Genomic DNA, 19,473 nt, shown 5'->3' with positions numbered 1-19,473 from the left:
TTTTCCAAACAGGCTCTGGAATGCAATGCTTACAGAATATCTCTTCTCTTAATATATCCAGGAAGTGCCGGATCGGAGACAACCTCCTTCACATGAAGGATTTTGACCATCTTGTCTACTACCTGGTTCTCTATATGTACGCCTTCGCCGATTTCAGCACCGGAAAGAATAACACTGTTTTTGATCACGGCATCCTTGTGAATAATGCAGCCACGGCCGAGAATGGAATTCTCAATGGTTCCCTCCACCTGGCAGCCGTTGGAAACAACAGAGTTGCGGATCTGGGCGGTCTCATAATAATGAGTCGGACAGGAATCATTGGTACGGGTATAAATTGGCCATTCCGGATCGAAAAGTGTCTGTGCAGCCTTGATATCGATCAGATCCATATTGGCATCGTAATAGCTCTGGAAATCTGTGATGGAAGCGAAGAAGCCGCGGTGGGAAATTCCTCTTACATCCAGCTCATTATGAAGCTCGTTGATAATGTCTGCAAGAGTAAAGGCTGAAGAAATTGCCTTTGCCTTGCGGATCAGTTCAATAAACAGCTCCCTCTTCATAATGTAGGTGTCCATGAAAATATTGCGGTTCTTGGCATTTCCGTGGTTTGGCTCAATGGAGAGCACACCCTTCTGCTTGTTCAGATTCAGGATATTACAGTTCAGGTAAGCATCCTTCGCATTGTCTACTGCGTGATAAAGCAGGGTGATGTCAGCTTCGGACTGGATATGCTGCTCGATCAGCCTGGAAAAATCTGCGGTATAAACCATATAATCAGGGGTAATTACCACATACGGATGATGCATTTCTTCGATACATTCCATATTTTCATAATAGGAAGCAATATCGGTGTTATAGATATTGTTTCTCTGGTCGCTGTCAGTGAAAAGAATCTGCAGCCGTCCGCTCTTGGAGTTAATGTTATAATGGCGTCCGGTGCCGATATGGGAAACCAGAGTTCTTGGCTTCTCTTTTACGTAGATCTGAATGCGGTCAATGCCGCTGTTGCTCAGGTTGGAAATCGGGAAGTCGACCATACGGTATCTGCCCAGGAATGAGAAAGCTCCGATCGGACGGTAGTCCTCAAGTCCCTCTACACGGATGTTTCTGGATGATGAGTTTACAATTCCAAATGCTTTATACATATTATTCGGCCCCCTTTACTCGTTTCGCAATCAGCTCGATGTGCTCACTGTCAGCACTTCCTACAAGAGCACCCTTGCCGATGTTTACGCCATTGGCAACAAGGGCACGTATTACGACAGCACCATCCTCCACAATAGCACCTGGCATAAGTACACTGTCAATTACCTTTGCACCTGGTCTTACCTTAGCTCCGGTAAAGATTACGGAATTGGTAACCTCGCCTTCAATTACACAGCCCTGGGTTATGTAAGCGTTCTGGATTCTGGCCTCTGTGCCAATATACTGCGGAAGTGCAGTTACATCTTCGGTGTAAATCTTCCAGGTAAGGTCGCTTAAATCCAACTCGTTATCCGGGCTGAGAAGATCCATATTTGCCTCCCAGAGAGAATCTATGGTTCCAACATCCTTCCAGTAGCCTTTGAAACGGTAAGCGAAAAGACGCTTCTCATCGCCAAGAAGAGTAGGAATGATGTCCTTACCAAAGTCATGGTTGGAATCCGGGTTCTTCATATCTGCAAGAAGCAGCTTGCGAAGAAGCTTCCAGTTAAAAATATAGATACCCATGGAGGCAAGATTGCTCTCAGGTACCGGCGGCTTCTCAACAAACTCGGTGATACGGTCTGTCTCGCCGTCTGTGTTCATAATACCGAAACGGCTGGCTTCCTTAAGAGGAACCTCGATAACGGCGATGGTAGCATCGGCCTGTCTCTCTTTATGGAAGGCAAGCATCTTGTCGTAATTCATTTTATAAATGTGGTCGCCGGAAAGTACCAGAAGGTATTCCGGATCATACTGATCTATAAAATCAATGTTCTGGGAAATCGCGTCGGCTGTCCCGCGATATACGTCGAGTCCGGTGTCTGCTTTCTCACGAGGCGGAAGTACATATACACCGCTGTTCTTGGAATCCAGTCCCCAGCGTCCGCCAGCTGCAACATAACTGTTCAGTTCAACTGACTCATACTGTGTCAGTACGCCTACTACGTCGATGCCACTGTTGGCACAGTTACTGAGGGGGAAATCAATGATGCGGTATTTACCGCCGTAGGAAACTGCCGGTTTAGCCACTTTGTTGGTAAGATCGTGAAGACGGCTGCCACGGCCGCCTGCCAGAATCATTGCTAACATACTGTTCTGTTTCATGGTGAACCCTCACTTTCATTTCTTTAAGGTTACTATTCATAGCAATGAATCAGTGAATAGTAATGCTTTGAGCCATATTATACAATATTTTCGCTGAAAGTACAATTTTTTTTGTGCAAAAATGTTGTAAAATGCAGATGAAATTTAACTAAATATTCATTGGTAATTCTGTAGACTTTTTATAGCCGCGATGTCTTCCGGCTGTACTTTCAGGTTGGAAGTGAAGGTTCTGCCATCCGGTGTGGTGATCTGAACCTCGATCACGGTTCCTTCAGAAATACCGGCCTGCTGCACGGCGGAAATAAATTGTGGGAATTTCGGGTGACGCCTTGTAAAAGCGCTCCACAGGTTCTTGAGTTCAAGTAATTTCATGGGGTTAATTGCCATTTTTTTATCCTTCCTATCAGGCGTCAGAGTGTGTTTAAAAAATCGTTTCCGCAAGCTGCATGCCGCACTTTGCAGAAAGTCTTTTTTAATATGCTCCGGGACGATTGAAACGGTTCCCTCTATAACCGGTAAAGTCCAATTCTTTACTGCTTTAATTTACAGATGTGCGCTTGATGCCTAAAGTATACCAGAAAAAAATCTGCTCTGCAATGAGGGGGTAAAATATTCACATATTTAGCGAAAATTCACAAAAGCGACTTTACATGCTATGGGAAATATTGTTATAATAGACGAAAGCCAAAAGCTGATTTTGGATAAGACAGAACGTAAAAAAAAGATAAAGTGCCATATGAAGGAGAAAGAAAAAATATCAAATTTTTGCAGCAAGCAGAGGTGTGAAGATGGAAGAAAAAAAGAGGTATAATCTTGGAGTCCTCATCGGAGGAGTGCATACCTATTTTCCAAAAGAGCATATCAAGGGGATTTCTGAGGCGGCGGCAGAGCTGGACGTAAATGTCTGTTTTTTTCTGGGAACCCGGACTAAGGACTTTTTCGAAGATGTCCTGGGAAGCAAACAGAAAAATTCCTATGACTATCAATTTAATACCATACATGACTACAGCCTGATCGGCGGCCTGGATGGTCTGATCATTAATTATGGAACACTGGGAATCCAGCTGCGGGAGGATGATCCCAATGAATTTGCCCGGAAATACAACGGGATCACTACGGTTTTTCTTACGGAAATCGTGGATGTGCCCAATTGCCACTCCCTGATCTGCGACAACAAAGGCGGTATCGCGATGGTCGTTTCCCATCTGGTGGAAGAGCATCATCTGTCCAGAATTCTGTTTGTGGCAGGACCGGAGCACAACACAGATGCCATTGAGCGTAAGGAAGCTTATCTGGAAACCATGAAGAAATACGGGCTTCCTGTAACCCCTGAAATGATTACACAGGGGGATTATTCCGAGTTTGTGGACAGACAGGTGGAACGCCTTCTGGACAGTAACCCGGATGCCCAGGCCATTGTGTTTGCCAATGATGAGATGGCTTTTGCCGGTTATCGTGTCTGCGAGAAGCGTGGGCTTGTGATTGGCAGGGATATTATGATTACCGGATTTGACGATTGCGAGCGTGCCTCCGGGATGGAACCGCCTCTTACCACGGTTCAGCAGGACGGGGAGCTTATGGGCAAAATGGCAGTCTATGATCTGGTGAACCGCCTGGATGGAAAAGACCCCGGAAAGGGAGCGGTATCCAGACGGGTGCCGGTTTCTTTTGTAAAAAGAGAGTCCTGCGGCTGTGTGTCAGAGGATGCTTCGAAGAAAGAGACGCCAGTGGGACTTGGTGCCCAGGTGCACAGGCTGAATAAGACAATTGCCGGAATGAAGCTGGAGCTGATCAGTTTTCAGAGGAAATCCTGGTTTATTCCGGTCCTTGCCCGGGATTTAAACGACTGCATGGATGACGAGCAGGCTTTTCTGAAAGAGATCATGGAGAAAATGCGGGAGCTTCATACAAGATGTACTCATCTTTTTCTTCTGGATGAACCGATTGTTTACGATGGAAAACGGAAGTGGACCTGCCCTTATAATCTTCATCTTGCTGCCAGCTATGAGAATGGCAGGATCATTACCAAGGCCGCTTACGAAAGGCCGCTGGTTATGAAGGAAAACGGAATCTGTGATCTGATGGAGGACGAAGAGCGCCACCAGTTTATGGTTTTTCTTCTTTTTTCAGGGGAGAAGCAGTACGGACTACTGGCCTGTGACATTGACCAGGAGGATTTTCCTTTCTTCTATGTGATCAGTCTGCAGATCGGTCTGTCCCTGCATTATCTGGAAATCAGCAAGGCAGAGGCGGCCAGACGGCTGGAGATGTCCAGGAATATGGAAGAAATCAAGGAGAAAAACCGTGTTCTTGGTATTATTTCCGAGTATGATGAGCTGACCGGCCTTCTGAACCTGCGTGGGTTTATGGAACACACCAAACGGGTTTGCCAGGCCGGGAATGGTCAGAGGGCGTACATGATCTACGGTGATCTGGATCACCTAAAAGAGATTAACGACACCTGGGGGCATCCGGCGGGGAACTTTGCCCTTAGGAGTGTTGCCGAAATATTAAAGGGATGCCTTCGCAGCAATGATATTCTGGGGCGTGTGGGCGGTGATGAGTATATTATCATGCTGGAGTGCGAGGAAGCAGATTTCGGGGAAAAATTCCGGGAGCGTGTGAAGATGGCGTGCAGGCTGTTTAATGAGAAATCCGGCAAGCCTTTCCTGGTGGAGATTTCCCTTGGAATTGCCGAATTCCGCCCAAATATTTCAACAGACATCCAACAGGTGATCTCCCTGGCTGACCAGCAGCTTTATGAGGCGAAGAAGCACAGGAAGAAGTCGGTGAGCAGGGCGAATAACGAAGGTGCGTGAGGGGCAGGCACGGTTTCCTGTAATGATCTGTCCAGTTCCGGATTCCCTATGAAGTCTAATTTTGGTAGTCCGGATATGCTTTTATAATCTCCAGATATTTTGCATAATCCCTGGAATCCTGGAAAAAGGAGGCGTCCTTTCCCTTAATTCCCAAGTCCCTGAACCATTCCTGTACCAGCTTTTTCTCCAGGGTGGTGCGGGTTGGCTCGGCGAGAGTTTCCAGATTCCAGAGACAGGAACGCAGGGAATAGTTGATAAAATCCTTCTCCAGCTCTGGGAAAATCCCTTCTTTTTTCAGTTTCTCCCGGATTCCACATAAGGCATTGTAAAAACATTGCCAGGATTTTTCCCTTGTTTTGGAGAGGGAGTCCGCAGCATCAATGCGGTAATGGACAAAAAGCTTGTCGATTACCGCTATTTTTTTTGCAAGTGCAGTAGCGGAAAAGCCGAAATACATATCGTTGCTGGTGCGCTGTTCCTGAAAAAGCAGTCCCTTTTCTTCCACAAAGGACCGGAGATAAAGCTTGTCCCATACCCAGCCCTGGAAAACCCGGAATACGTTCATGGTCAGCTGCCTGTGGGAAAATGGCTCATATGGAGGAACATGCTTGATACGCAGAGTCCATGGGATTTCCTTATATTCTCCGGTTTCGGTGAAGTACTGGTTGCACCGGAAAACCACCAGATCTGCGGAAACTTCTTCAGCCTTTTGGTAAGCTTCTTCTAACATAGCTGGTTCAAAGAAGTCGTCGGAATCCAGAATGGAAAGGTATTTTCCATGTGCATGGCGCATGCCGTTGTTGCGGGCTGCTCCGGCACCTCCATTGGGCTGTGTGAGGATCTGTATTCTGGGATCCCGGGCAGCATACTCTTCCAGGATGGAGAGAGAATTGTCCGGGGAACTGTCATTCACACAAATAATCTCAATCTCCTTTAAAGTCTGGTTCACGATGCTGTCCAGGCATTGCCGCAGGTAAGGTTCTGTTTTATAAACGGGAAGGATTACTGAAACTTTTATATTTTCCAAGATTGTCACCTGTTTTGTTATTTTTTCTTATAGTCGGTTGTGCTGCATTTTGGAAGACCCTTGGTATTCCATGCAAGCCCTGCGTTTTTCCAGGTTTTGGAGCCAATCAGGAAGGCACCGCTCTGAGCGTCTACAATATACCATTTGCCACCTACTTTTACCTCATTCCACTGGTGGCTTGGGTTGATGGCCTTGGCATTTGCATGTACATAGTAGCAGGGAACGCCAATGGCATCGCAGAGAGCTTTCATGGCTCTTGCATAGCCGGAGCACTGGGCTTCGCCATAAACAAGAGCGCCCCATGCTGTGTTGGCATTGTTGTACTGCCAGCCTTTCCATGCATAAGCACAGTTGCTGCGAAGGTAGTTGAAAGCTGCCAGGGTCTTCTGGTAGCTGCTCATTCCAGTTGTGATATAATTGTTTTTGAAGCTCTGGACCACTCGTCTTACCTGTAAAAGTTCCTTATTGTTAAGGGCTGGTCCGTAAACGCTGCCGACATAATAGCTGCCTTTTACAGTTGGATTTTTCAGAGCCACTTTTTGGATTTTTCCGTAACTGCTGTAATAGGTTTTTCCGTTGACTTTACTGTATGCGCGTACCTTATATTGATAGGTTTTGCCTTTTTTTACTTTTTTATCAGTGTATTTATAGGTGTTGCCCTTGGTAATGGTTTTTATTTTTTTCCATTTCTTGCCGTTTTTTCGGTAAATCTGGTAGCCCTGGGCTTTTTCAGCGGTGTACCATTCCAGCTTGACTGTTTTTCCATCTGCAGAGCAGCACTTGGTAAGATCTGTGGTCTCCAGTTTGGTCTGACCAGATATGACATTGGAACTGATCTGGGAACCGTAGACAACGCCTTCTGTAACCAGTTTGTAGTAATAAGTGCGGCCAAGATAAGTACTGGTATCCATCAGTACATAGTTAACGGCGTTATCGGCATGAGGATCCCTGGAATATGCAGTGACAACCTTTTTTTCGCCATCATGCTGCCAATATTCGGAATTCCCGTATTTTGCCCAGCTGCCGAATTTAACGGTATCGATCAGGCGAAAAGCACCACCCTGTGCAGGATTGGAATCTGCTCGGTATACATCTATGTAGGTGATGTATGGGTCTAACACGGCATGAACTGCAAGCCGTGCAGCAGAAATTGATTCTGTGGACTTCAGTTCCAGGGTGTATTCTTCGTAATTATCGTCATCGTAGTAGTAGTCATCATCGTCATCATAGACATAGCTTTGCGCCTGTGTCAGATGGGTCCCTGCATTTCCGGCAAAAACAATGACTGCTAAAAAGACCAGTAATTTGGTGATGAAACTAAATGCTGCAGAGCTTTGTTGTTTCTTTTTCATGTGAAATCTTCCTCCTTCATAGTTTTTGAGATTGCTTTATTTTGATTGATTCTATCTTCTTACTTTTCGGTAGGAAGCATTGCTCGTTCAAAGAGCACGGCTGCTCACTATTTAAGGATTTTCTTTAATGTGTTTTTCAATCGGTGAAAAAGTCCGGGCTTACCGGCAGAACCTTCGTAATAAGTCCTATAAAAACGGTTGGGCTCTTTCATAATAAACAGCAGGCGTTCTTTCTCCTCTGGGGAAAACTGGGAAAGATCCAATTCCCCCAGGTCCTGTGCCCGTTTAAACTCCCGGCTGAACCGCTGGAGATATTCCTGGCGGCAGGCAGGTTCTGCGTGCTCTACAGTGGAGAGATAAGCCCTATATTTTCTGGCATGGTAAAGATATTTATACTGGTTCCAGATGGCGTAATCTTCCATAAGAAGATCCCGGATGGAATCGTAAACCTGGTTGGTGTGGTAAGCCTGCTGGCGGGTGAAAAGCGCGCTACTGGCATCATAGGAATTGTCGGCGCAGGAAGCTTCCGGTGCCGCGGTGTTTTTTACGGAATCCGTGGCGGCTTTAGAGGGCTTGGAGGGGTTATGCAGATCCCTGCCATCTTGTATTAAATTCTTAAAATAAAGTATGTCATCATTCAGAAAAGATTCTGACATGGGGCTCCTCCTTAAAAATGCTGTTGATTACGGCTTTCACAGTTATTATAAAGCCTCTTCTTATATCGATTCAGGACGCTGTATTCCGCGAAGCGTATAACGGTAAAGGTACGGAACTGTTACCTTTTATCTTTATTTCTGCCAGCATTCTGAGTAAACTTCAGTCCTGTAAGCTCTGACGGCAGCTCCGGACTTCCAGCATCCTTCAGCAGTCGGCAAAGAAATGCGATCTGGCATCTGTAAGGCTTGGAAGTGCTGTACCGTTCCGGACTAAAGGTGTCGAAGGTATAGGAGACAGACGGTGCAGCCGCCAGAAGAGTGGCGACGGTTTTAATGCTGTCTGTGGAGGTAATGACCACTTCATCAAACTGGGCATTTCCAAGATATTTTTTGCACTCTTCTTTTCCAAGGCCCAATATATGGGATAGCGGATAAAGAGTATGGAGTCCCATTCTGCTGGTAAGTACACTGGCAAGCTTCCAGCGGTTCCCCTTCTCCGGATCTGGCTTCAAAGGCAGATAGGAACATTCCGGTGCCAGCTGTGCCAGATATCTGGCAGAGTCCGTATTCCGGAAATCGTTGTAAGCCAGCCAGAATTCCTTGTCCGGAGCCTGGGCAGCCAGGACATTGAAATCGCGGATCAGGTTCCTGGAAAGCTTGCGCCCGGTGAAGAAAAGAACACGGGGGCGGGGCTGGCTGGAAACAGGAGAATCTGGCTGTGCAGCTGCTTCGGCTGCAGTAAGCGCAGAAGAGGCTGGAGCCACCTGGCTCTCATAATAAGGCAATGGTCTGCCATGAAGTAAGAAGTCTACAATGTCTGTAATAAGGTACTGTTCTTCCGAAGTATTCCCGATTCCATTCTCAGCTTTCGCAGATGCACGTACCAGCCTGTTGGTGATTTGAAAACCGCTTTGCTGGATGGCATCGGAAACCTGCTGCTCTTCCTGTCCAATATATCGGACTAACTGTGGCGCATTGCTGAAAGCGGCAAAGTCCTGGAAAAATTCATCTACAATCCGCTCGTTTCCATTAAAATCTACGAATTTAAAGTGCTGTTTTCCGTAAATTGTGCAAAGGAACCGCAGAACCTGGGTGTCCGGGCTGTACCTCGCAGAAAGGGCGCTGTGATAATCGGAAATGAAAAAGTCACAGGCGGAGGCAAAATCCGAGACATCAAAATCAGAAGGCATTTCCCTGACATGGGCAAAAACGGAATAGTCCAGCTGCTTTTCCCCGTCAAGGTGAAGATACATAACCTGATGATCTTCAAGCTCCTGGTCGATTATGTAAAGGGCAGACATAAAATTGCGGAAAGTCTGGGCGGAGTCGGTTACGTAGGAGCCGGGAAGAAGGGGGGCATACAAAATAGTCTGCATGCCGTCCATCTGCAGGCTGCGGCGGATCTTCTCCCTGTGGGACTGCTCCGGAACAACCGGGGCATCTGCAGAATTTCCGATAATATAGGGTGTGGGGCAGATCCCATCTGTCATACATTCGTTCATATAGATATTGCGGTTCTGCATGCTGTTAAAATACAAGGCATCTGCCATAAACATGGTGTGCTGCCAGAGCCCGGTATCTGCTGTGGAAGCAGGGGTATTCTGAACCGTTTCCGGATATAGCCCGTGACCACAGTGAAGCAGTACAAATTGCCCGGTTTCCTTCTGGAAATAATAGGGCAGAGGGCTGTCTGTGATCACATAGCCGGAAAGGGCAAGGGCTTTGCCATATTCTTCCGTATCAGGGCAGATCAAAGTGAGGTTGTCCGGCAAAACTCCGCTGCCTGGAAGATAGCGGTTCAAAAGTGCCTGGAGTAGAGGATGTTTCTCTTCTGCAAGAGACAGTACAATATGGTGTTCGCTGAAATTCTGGATCAGGTGAGCCAGTAATTTGAGAATCCACGGGGAAATCTCATTTCCCCGGCTGGACTCCAGAAAAATCTGCTCGGGATCTGGTGCCAGGCTTCCAGTGTAAGCAAAGCGGTAAAACTGGGCCGCTGTTTTTTCCCGGCGGAGCATTTCGGCTGGCTGGATACCAGGTTCGGTTCTGTGAGAGGCCTTGTAATCTTTAATCCAGGCTTTCTGCTGGGAAATGGTCATGCCAGTGCAGGCTTCTACAAACTGGATCATTTCCTGCCGGGAAGCATAAAGGCAAAGGAGACGCACAATATGGGGTGGAAGGGAATAAAGAACATAGTGATTGGTTTCCCAGTCCGGGATTTCGGTCTCCATATAGTCAAAAAGTTCATTGATCAATTGCAGCTTCAGTTCCTTCTGGTCTGCTTCATAATTGGTAAGCAGCTTCCAGAAACGGTAAAAAAAGTGGCGGACTGCGATAAAATCCAGTTCCGTCCGGTATCGGTCAAAAAATCCTAGCTTCTGCATCTCTTCCTTCATAAAAATGACCGCGTCCTTTATATGAAGGGTGGATGGGGTGAGATGGCTGAGAAATCCTACGTTCTTGCGGTAATTATAGAAGCAATGATCCAGATAACCGATGGAGCGGGCCTTCACTGCCAGAAGATATGCCACTGGGAGATCCTCGAAACGGATTCCCTCCGGGAAGTGAAGTCCATAAAACAGGTCTCTGTGAATAAATTTGATCCAGGGGTAGGGGGAGATGGCAGGAAGCTCGTAAGGCTTGTCAGCTATGCGGAAATTCTGGTTATAGCAGGAATTCTCGTATTCGGTGCGTTCGCCGGTCTCAGAATCTACATTATAATAACGGAAAAGTACAAGGTCATTGCCGTCTGTCACAGCCTTCTCATAGAGGAGCTGGCAGGCGTCGGTCTCCACATAGTCATCGCTGTCCACGAACCATACATATTCCCCATGAGAGTGGGCAAACCCGTAATTTCGCGCACGGCTTACTCCATGATTCTCCGTAGAATAGATAAAAAGCTTCTCCGGGTGGAACGCCTGATAAGCCTGCAGAATCTGCAGGCTTCCATCTGTACTGCCATCGTTGACAGCTACGATCTCTATGTCCTCAAGTGTCTGTGCCAACAGGCTGTCCAGGCAGGCACCCAGGTATTTTTCCACGTTATACACCGGTAAAATGATGCTGACTTTAAAAGACTTCATCAAAAACTCCTATCTCCCATATTTCTTGACCAAAAGGCCAGAAATCCCGTTCATTCGTCAATCTGTATCTATAATAGTAACAGTTCGACAGGGGGATTTCAAGGGGAAAAGGGGTGGCTTTTTATTACTTACGCGCCTGGAGGTGCTGAATCATTCCATTTATGAAACTCTCCACCTTTTTTTCACAATCAGACGGTTGCGAAAGGCTAACCCATGTTTTATAATGAGATATGTCGAATTCTGTCTATTTTTAGGCAAATTTACAATGGTGAATATTATAGAGTATATTGAGGTGAATTTATGACTTCATATTATAGAAAAAATAGAAAAAAAGGATACACTCTGGCCGAGGTGCTGACGACGGTGATGATTCTCCTGATCCTGATGGCGATTGCCGTTCCGGCGATTTTTTCCATCCGGAGAAACCTGCGCCAGAAGGCTTTGGATAATAAGGCGGAGCTGATCTATACGGCGGTGCAGAATAATCTGGTGAAGCTGCAGAGCAATGGTAACAGCAGCCTTTATGACGGGGAAAAAACGGCAAAAGCTATGGGCAGGACGCCCTCAGATGCCACCAAGGAACAGAAACTTTATTACGCGCTTTCTTCGGAAAAGGCAGATACAACAAGGGCTGCCAGTGTACTGGTGACAACCGATACCGTAGACGGCGAGCTTTACAACAACTTCTGGGTAGTAGAATATAACCCGGACAGCGCCAGTGTATATGCGGTTTTTTACAGCGAGTCAGGTGACATCCCGGATTATAATCCAAATGTATATGACAGTTTTCGTTATAAAGACAATCGTCTCAGCGACGGCGCGAGAATCGGATATTACGGCGGGGATGCGCTGGATAGCAGCAATACCACAGTTCTTGCCCCGAAGATCACGGTTACAAATGAAGAAAAATTAGTGGCAACCATCACCTGCATGCGTCAGGGACAGGACAATAAACCGTTGTCTTTTGATGTGGTGATGACGGATGATCAGGGAAATCAGCTGAAGCTGAAGTATAAAGCATCAGGAGATAAGTTAGTACATGCACAGGATGATCTGCATATTGGCGATAAGTCAGAGGCAGATGCTAACGAGGAAAGCTCCATTGTAGGACGCAGCTATACGTTAAAGATCACTCTGGATGACCTGAAAAGTGATGCCACCAGATTTGTATCACTTTATGGAGCAAAAAACAGTTATTTAGAAAGCACTCATACGACTCCATTAAGAGCTGGAACTGCCCTTAATATAAAAGTAACGGTACGAAGTGACAACCACAAGGTAGATGGCCTGTTTACCCAGTGTGATACCAACAGCCTTTTTGCAGACCAGAGTACTTCTGACAATGCAGTCATTTACTATGGCCGCCATCTGCAGAACCTGGACCAGGGCTCTGGAGTGGTTGATTCCATAAAAACAGCCCAGCTTGGCAATTCCATTCATTTCGAAGAGCAGGAAGACAAAGAGACTGGTGATACTACTTCCTGGTACAGCTGTTATGGCAATCAGGCCTTTACATCGATCACCAACAATAATCTGCAAAGCTTTACCGGCGACAGAAGCATGGCCATTTATCATCTGACTGTGAAAGAAGGGGTGGACATAGCCGCTGTTGATGGAACTGGTACAACTGGCAAAAAAGGAGCCGGATTGTTTGCAGTACTGAATGATCCTATGACAGTGGAGAATCTGCGTCTGGCAGGAACCACCATAACGATTACCGGTGATGGAAAAGAAAAGGTCAGTGCCGGTGCGATCGCAGGCGAGACAATCGGATCTGTGAAGATTTCTAATTGTGAAGTATATCTGGATACAGAGGATGTAGAAGGAAAAAATGAGAACGATGTCTGGATCAGCGGTGCTGGAATCCAGGGAGGATTGATTGGACGCACCAATAACAAACAAGGATCAAGCTCTGCTGAAATCCAGAACAGCTTTGCAGCAACCGTTATAGATGGCGGAACATACGGCAAAGCGGGCGGATTGATTGGCCGTGCTGATGGTATGGTTTCGATAACCAGAAGTTATGCAGACTGTTATCTGACGGGAAATGTTATAGGTGGAATGGTGGCTGAAGTCAGCAATCAGACATCAGTTCAGATTGCGTATTGTTATACGGCCGGTTATCAGAAACCTATAGGGGAGAAGTGCAAAGCTGCCGGATTTGTTGCTACTTCTACCGCTACTGACACGGATATACAGAATGGATATACAGTAGTATGCTATTTGGAAGACAGGGATAGCAGCAGTAATCCCACTATATATGCGGTTAGTTCGTATGCCGCTAAAAGTGTATATTATTTAAATGCAGGAAAAAATGCTGAGCAGGATATTGGAGGAACCGAGAAAACATATGCCGAGCTTAGCGATAAAGCTAAGATGGCGAGCCTGCTTAATGGGGAAAACGGTGATGCCTTTACCACTTCCACAACAACCTACGCCTACAACCTGAGAAACCAGGGACTTACCAATTACTCTTACCCATCCCTGAAGGATGTTCCTCATTATGGAGACTGGCAGGCAAGTTATGAGGCAGGAAGCCTTGTATATTATGAGAAGTATCAGACTGAAGAGGATGAATATACATACGGTTTCTTCGGCGGAAACGTACAGACTTCCCTATCCGATGACCTGACAATCGTTGGTGACGGATACGGTATCGTGTACACCGAGAGTGCGTTGGAAAAACTGGATGGTTTTATTGTCAGCTATCAGAACAGCAGTGATGCGGAGAAACTGGAAGAGTGGAAAGTGGATTGCAATAGTTCAGAAACTTCAAAGTTCCCGATTTCTGTAAGGGATGCCGATACCGGAAATACAGAGACGTATGTTATTTTTCCATTGCCGGAAAAAATTATGAAAGCCCAGGCAATCGAGGGTGTTTACTACCAGAAACTGACAGTGGATGGTGCATCAAAAAAGGAACTTGCAGATAACGGAACGGAGGAACAGGCCGACAGTGATGTGACCACAGAGGTAATGTCTGGAAAGACCTTCTACTTCAATCCGCATTTTGCAAAAACAGTAGAAACTGCGGACCAGGCTCCGGAAAATATTTCCTCTATTTACCTTCGTACACCGAGACAGCTCTATCACATGAGCTTATACTATCAGGCTTACGCTTCTTTATTAAGAAGAAGTACCGCTTTTATTCAGGAACTGGATATTGATTACAACACTCCATATGAATGGAACGAGTATGGCTATGTTGAATCTGCGGTAACCGTTCAGAGTCCTATTGGTGTGGCAGAAAATGGAACGATCACTCCTTTTGCTTCTACCTACAGAGGCGGTGGACATGAGATCCGCGGAATCAGTTTTGCCACAAAGGGCACCGCAGTTGGATTTATCGGAGAAAACCAGGGATCCATACAGAACGTGTTCCTTGTATCCGATTGGCAGAATGATGATTTCACAGGAACTACGGGTGTAAGTAACCCATATCTCAGCTACACAGGAACTATCGGAAGCAACCGCAGTGTTTACATGGGAGCTTTGGCTGGAATCAACAAGGGAACCATCCAGAACTGTGCGGTCTGCGGTTACAGCATGGGGCGTGACGGAATCGTGTATGTCCAGAGAAACGGAACCCTTTACATGGGTGGATTGACTGGCAGCAACCAGGGAAATATTTATAACAGTGAAGTAGACGCCCCTGTAGTGAACGCAAGTGTGCTCTACGGAAATGCTTATCTGGGCGGTTTTGCAGGTGAGAATATCGGTTCTGGTCTGATCCGAAACAGCTATGCTATTGGAAATGTATCAATTGAATATTCAAAAGGCGCAAACTGCGTGCTGGGTGGTTTCACCGCAAGAAATACTGGTGTATTAAGAGGTGACTATTGTGCAGTTGCACTGGGCGCAGCTGGAACTTCCAAAACCTACGGATTTGCACCAAAAGGCGGCGGTGTTGTTTCTTCCGACTGCTACTACCTCAGTGGAGGAACGTTCCAGTATCTGAACGATATGCTTCCGTTTAGCAATGACCAGGGCGCTGGTGATAACGTTGATTATGAGGATATGTTAGAAAAAGCAGCCAAAGGGACCAAGGCTGCAGAATCTAAGTATCACGGAGTCACTGCAGAGGATAATTATCCTTTTAATGCTGTGGTAAACAAAGATGGCCAAAAGGTTCATTACGGCAACTGGCAGATTCCGGTTAACCTGGGAAGTATTGGCATTATTTATTGGGAGCACGAGGAAGGCGGAGCCAATGATGGTTACCATTTCTCCTACATTGGTTACAAAGCCAACAGCCAGAGTCCGACTTCCGTTCTGGATAAGGTAGGAGACAGCACTTTGTGTACCCGTCATGATGATGGGGGAAGAATCACGGAGTATGGTTATGGATATTATTATTCCGGAGATACTGCTCCTGACATGCTTTCACCAGGAAATGGAATCAGTGGTACTGATATCAGTAATTTCCAGGTCGGAAATGAGAATACCATTGCTTCTGCTGAACTGACGGATCAGCTGGACGGAGTGACAGTTGTGGCATACACTACGGCTCCGGCGATTGGAATTGCTAATCGTGACCAGACTGCCTCTTATATGAAAATGACAGCCACCGACCGAACTGCAAACGGTATCTGGCAGTTTAGCTATAATAGCCAGCTGTACACCTTCACCATCAACCCGTTCTTTGCAAACGCAATGCAGTACGGTAGCAGCTCCCCGAGCTACGACGGAATCCAGTCCACGGCTGTAACCGTCCTGGAAGACGGCTTTGAGGTCCAGACAAACGCCAACGAAATAATGCCCGGCGAAACCGGCAACGAATACCAGATCCGCTCCGCGGAGCAGTTGGAGTATATGAACTGGAATTATAAGACGGGGGTTGCGACGACAACGTTGGATAAAACCAGTGATACGGATTATGACTATCTGAAAAATGTATATGGATATACGTATTTGGGCTATATGAATAATATAGGAAAAGTGTCAGAATCTATGTATTATTGGACTGGAAGTGAAAGTCCTTATCCAAGAGAATGGAAATCATTAGAGCAAGGAGAAGTTGATGGAAATGGCTGGAATATGGTTTGGGGATATATTGATAAAAACTCAAATTATTGGAAATTTATAGAGGATCCTAACGGACAGACATATACGTACACAAGGTGTGATCCATATCCTTGGCAGGGTAGATATTATTGGAAAGTTGTAACAGAAACCGGTTACTGGAAATGGGTTGGAGATGGAGAACCTATTGCTCTGGATAGCGATGGAAATACTCTTGATTCCAGCAATTATGAATTGCTTGAGACTGGAGAAAGGAAGTATAACTGGACTCAGAGTCACGATGTTGATGCAGACATGGAACCGAAAGGAAATACTGTTTTCACTCAGATTGGTTCATTATACGATGCGAATGGAAAAGCGAATACAGAAAATGCATTGGCATACATATCCTACTTTAACGGTACTTATGATGGAAATACATATTATATCAAGAATATTGAAATAAACAGCAGAAATACAGTTACCGGTTTGTTCGGAAGCATTGTAGGTGCTAAGGTTAGCAATGTCATTTTGTATTCTGATAAAGGAAATTATATTCAGCGAAGCAGCGGCATTGAAATTGGTTGGCATGCATTAGGCGGCATGTGTGGACTTTCCGCTGTAGGGCAGGGGAATTCTGCTGAAGATGTAAAAATTTCGAATTGTACGGTTTCGGGATATACCATCAAGGATAATACTGATAAAGGCGCATATGGAGATTCCAACATTGGTGGTATGTTTGGAATGAGTACAATGAATCTGAGCGAGTGTACTGCTGTTAATGAGATTGTGGTAAATACGAAGTTTTCTAATAGAAAGGAATCTGTGAGAGTTGGTGGTTTGGTTGGAAGTATGCGAGGTGAGATCACAAACTGCTATACTGGTGGAGAAATAACCTGTACACCTGAATGTCTTGCAAATGGTAGTGGATGGACAGGGAGCAGATTGATGCTGGCTGGAATATCCGGTGGTGTGTATATTAAAAATGCTGGAAATCTTTTGACGCTGTTAGGTGATTCAATTTTAGGTATAGCTGGGTGGTCAAATGATACAGTAGGTGATAATGGCTGGAATAATGAAAAGGAATGTACAACGGCTACTACAATAATTAAAAATTGTTATACATATGTGAAAATGCCAAGTGGTAGTGATGCGAATAATATTACTTCTATCGAGCCTATCGGAAGCAATGGTGAAACGCATGATGAAAATGACCGAAACTTCCATGTTAGAATACGCATTGAAAATTGTTACTATTACGCAGATAATATTCCAGTCCAAAAGAATTATGTTATTGATGAAAAAAATCAAAAAAATTGGGATAATATTGATGATACCGCTATCCCTATCAGTTGGGAAGAAATGTCCGGTGAAAAACCTGTTGATTCCACAATCGGTGGAACTGCAGACGGTGAGAAAGTGCAGGGCAACTTCATTAGCCTTCTGAACGAGAATAAAGCCGACGGTCCATTCACCGAAGTCACCAAAACCGAAAACGGTCAGACTGTAACCGGTAAATACTCCTTCCCAGGCAACCGTACCGACCTGGACGGAGAAGACTACCCGTTCCCGACGATTCTCACCCAGAAGACCAGAAGCGGAAGCAACGTTCACGTCCATTACGGTGAATGGCCGCTGGAAGGTATCTACTGGGAAAATAGTCGTGCGTCCATGGACATTTTTGAAGATTTAGATACCACTCAGCAGGATGAAAACGGTCAGCCTATGGCATTGAAGCAATTTAATCTGAAGAGCAATCTAAAAGGCGAGAATAGCCTTGGAGATAAACTGACATTAGATAATTTCACCGTAGAGTACAGTAATGGTGACGTGGAAGATTCCACTGAGACACAGGCGTTTTCCGCTGATGCAGGTGAAGATGAGATTGTCGATGGCTTCTCCGACAGATATGGAGAAGGCGCAGACACTTCTACCTTTACATCCGCAGGCGGCACTGATGAAATACAGATTGGAAGCCGCATTCTGGATCGGAAAGATTATATTGCGGAAATCACAGATTTGAAGTACTCTAAAGAGAAAGAGTGTTATGTTGCTACTGTAAAAGCTCTGAAAACAGGAACCACGGTTGTTACAGTAAGAACCACAGTCAACGGACAGGAATATAGTGCTTCCTTCTCCCTGACGGTAACAGCCAACTTTACTGTATATTCCAATCCTGCTGAAATCCAACAGGAGCTTTATGCTACATCAGATGAGATTACGCTGTATGCTGTGCCAACTGCACTTGCAGTCAGCAACAGTGAGACCAGTTTTGTGGGAAGCGCAGATGAGGAAGATATAGAGACATTCTCTTCCGAAAGCGAGACTGTGGATATGATCTCAGATATAGACACAGAGGGAAGTACGGAGGCGTTTAGCGCAGGAGATTCCGAGAACCAGAATATAGCGGTTTACGCAGATACAAATCCGTCAAAGAATCTGGCGTCCCTGATGACCTGGAAGATCACGGCAGATCCGGAAGGTGCAGTTGATCTGTCAGAAGTGTACGACAGCAAATTTACAGTGACAAGTGAGGCAGTTGTTCCAGTTACTCTTACTGTACAGGGAACTTTCACTTACCAGAATGTAGAATATACCAGCTACACCTGGATCAATGTGACAACCACAGAGGCGAAGAAGATTACCTGGAATACAGATCACATGACGATTACCCTTGGCGGGGATGATACTGATGGTTATACGCCAGCAAGTACAAAAGAAGGCGACCTTATTCTGACGGTACCGGCAGGCTGCCTGGCATCTGATCTTAGCAAGGATGATTTCATAGTTACAGCCACATCTGTCCAGTCAGAAGAAGCAGACTCTGAGAGCATGGAACGTGCCAGCACTAATGGAACCACTTCCATTGCCTCTATTACTGGTTTTAAACATGAAGTAGGAAGTGAGACTTATGAGATAACGGTTACTGGTTTTAAGGTAGGAAGTGTGACAATTTCCGTTTCTGCGCTTGGAGCAGACAAAAAAACTACTTATGATGCAGTTGTGACAGTAGAGGTACTTAGTCCAGATGGCGGACAGGCCGTGTCCACAGATTCTTCGGATTCAGACGCAGCATCCGACGACTGGTCCGATAACAGCACAGACAGTTCCGATTTCACCTCAGACAACACATCTGATTGGGGTGACGAGAACGACAATACTGTAGATATTATACCAAACGAATCCCAGGATGATTTTTCCGCTGAGGAAGGAAGCTGGGAAAGCGGGGACAATGGATTTTAAAGG

9 protein-coding genes are annotated in these 19,473 nt (G+C 45.8%); 2 read left to right on the top strand and 7 right to left on the bottom strand.

The features are described 5' to 3' along the window. Positions 1-29 precede the first annotated feature (29 nt). The 3 genes from glgD to LIQ05_RS11080 form a co-directional block, all read right to left on the bottom strand. The gene (glgD, locus tag LIQ05_RS11090) at positions 30-1,145 is read right to left on the bottom strand and encodes a glucose-1-phosphate adenylyltransferase subunit GlgD (RefSeq protein WP_226820606.1); all 1,116 of its coding nucleotides are present in this window, start codon (positions 1,143-1,145) and stop codon (positions 30-32) included. Position 1,146: 1 nt separating this feature from the next. Further along, complete coding sequence (locus LIQ05_RS11085) at positions 1,147-2,289, bottom strand: glucose-1-phosphate adenylyltransferase (RefSeq protein WP_226820604.1); 1,143 nt, start codon at positions 2,287-2,289, stop codon at positions 1,147-1,149. Between the two features lie 156 nt (positions 2,290-2,445). Next, complete coding sequence (locus LIQ05_RS11080; RefSeq protein WP_226820602.1) at positions 2,446-2,676, bottom strand: hypothetical protein; 231 nt, start codon at positions 2,674-2,676, stop codon at positions 2,446-2,448. 401 nt (positions 2,677-3,077) lie between these two features. Between LIQ05_RS11080 and LIQ05_RS11075 the strand changes: the two genes are divergently transcribed. Then, positions 3,078-5,108, top strand: a complete 2,031-nt coding sequence (locus LIQ05_RS11075; protein WP_226820600.1) for a diguanylate cyclase domain-containing protein — start codon at positions 3,078-3,080, stop codon at positions 5,106-5,108. Positions 5,109-5,163: 55 nt separating this feature from the next. On the opposite strand, the gene LIQ05_RS11070 is transcribed toward LIQ05_RS11075, so the two are convergent. From LIQ05_RS11070 to LIQ05_RS11055, 4 genes are all read right to left on the bottom strand, one after another. Further along, positions 5,164-6,135: a glycosyltransferase family 2 protein gene (locus tag LIQ05_RS11070; protein WP_226820598.1), complete on the bottom strand. Its 972-nt coding sequence runs from the start codon at positions 6,133-6,135 to the stop codon at positions 5,164-5,166. 17 nt (positions 6,136-6,152) lie between these two features. Then, the gene (locus LIQ05_RS11065; RefSeq protein ID WP_226820596.1) at positions 6,153-7,487 is read right to left on the bottom strand and encodes a transglutaminase domain-containing protein; all 1,335 of its coding nucleotides are present in this window, start codon (positions 7,485-7,487) and stop codon (positions 6,153-6,155) included. A gap of 107 nt (positions 7,488-7,594) precedes the next feature. Beyond that, entirely contained in the window at positions 7,595-8,143 is a 549-nt protein-coding gene (locus tag LIQ05_RS11060) for a hypothetical protein (protein ID WP_226820594.1), read from the bottom strand. A 119-nt stretch (positions 8,144-8,262) separates the two neighbouring features. Continuing rightward, complete coding sequence (locus tag LIQ05_RS11055) at positions 8,263-11,226, bottom strand: bifunctional glycosyltransferase/CDP-glycerol:glycerophosphate glycerophosphotransferase (protein ID WP_226820592.1); 2,964 nt, start codon at positions 11,224-11,226, stop codon at positions 8,263-8,265. A gap of 300 nt (positions 11,227-11,526) precedes the next feature. On the opposite strand from LIQ05_RS11055, the gene LIQ05_RS11050 reads away from it, so the two are divergent. Beyond that, positions 11,527-19,470 (top strand): type II secretion system protein, encoded by a 7,944-nt coding sequence (locus LIQ05_RS11050; protein WP_226820590.1) that lies wholly within the window; start codon positions 11,527-11,529, stop codon positions 19,468-19,470. The last annotated feature ends 3 nt before the right edge of the window (positions 19,471-19,473 follow it).

This window comes from Blautia glucerasea (genome assembly GCF_020537505.1).
GTDB lineage: Bacteria > Bacillota > Clostridia > Lachnospirales > Lachnospiraceae > Blautia_A.
The sequence above is the reverse complement of the archived record's forward strand: the minus strand, read 5'-3'. Positions and strand labels throughout refer to the sequence as shown.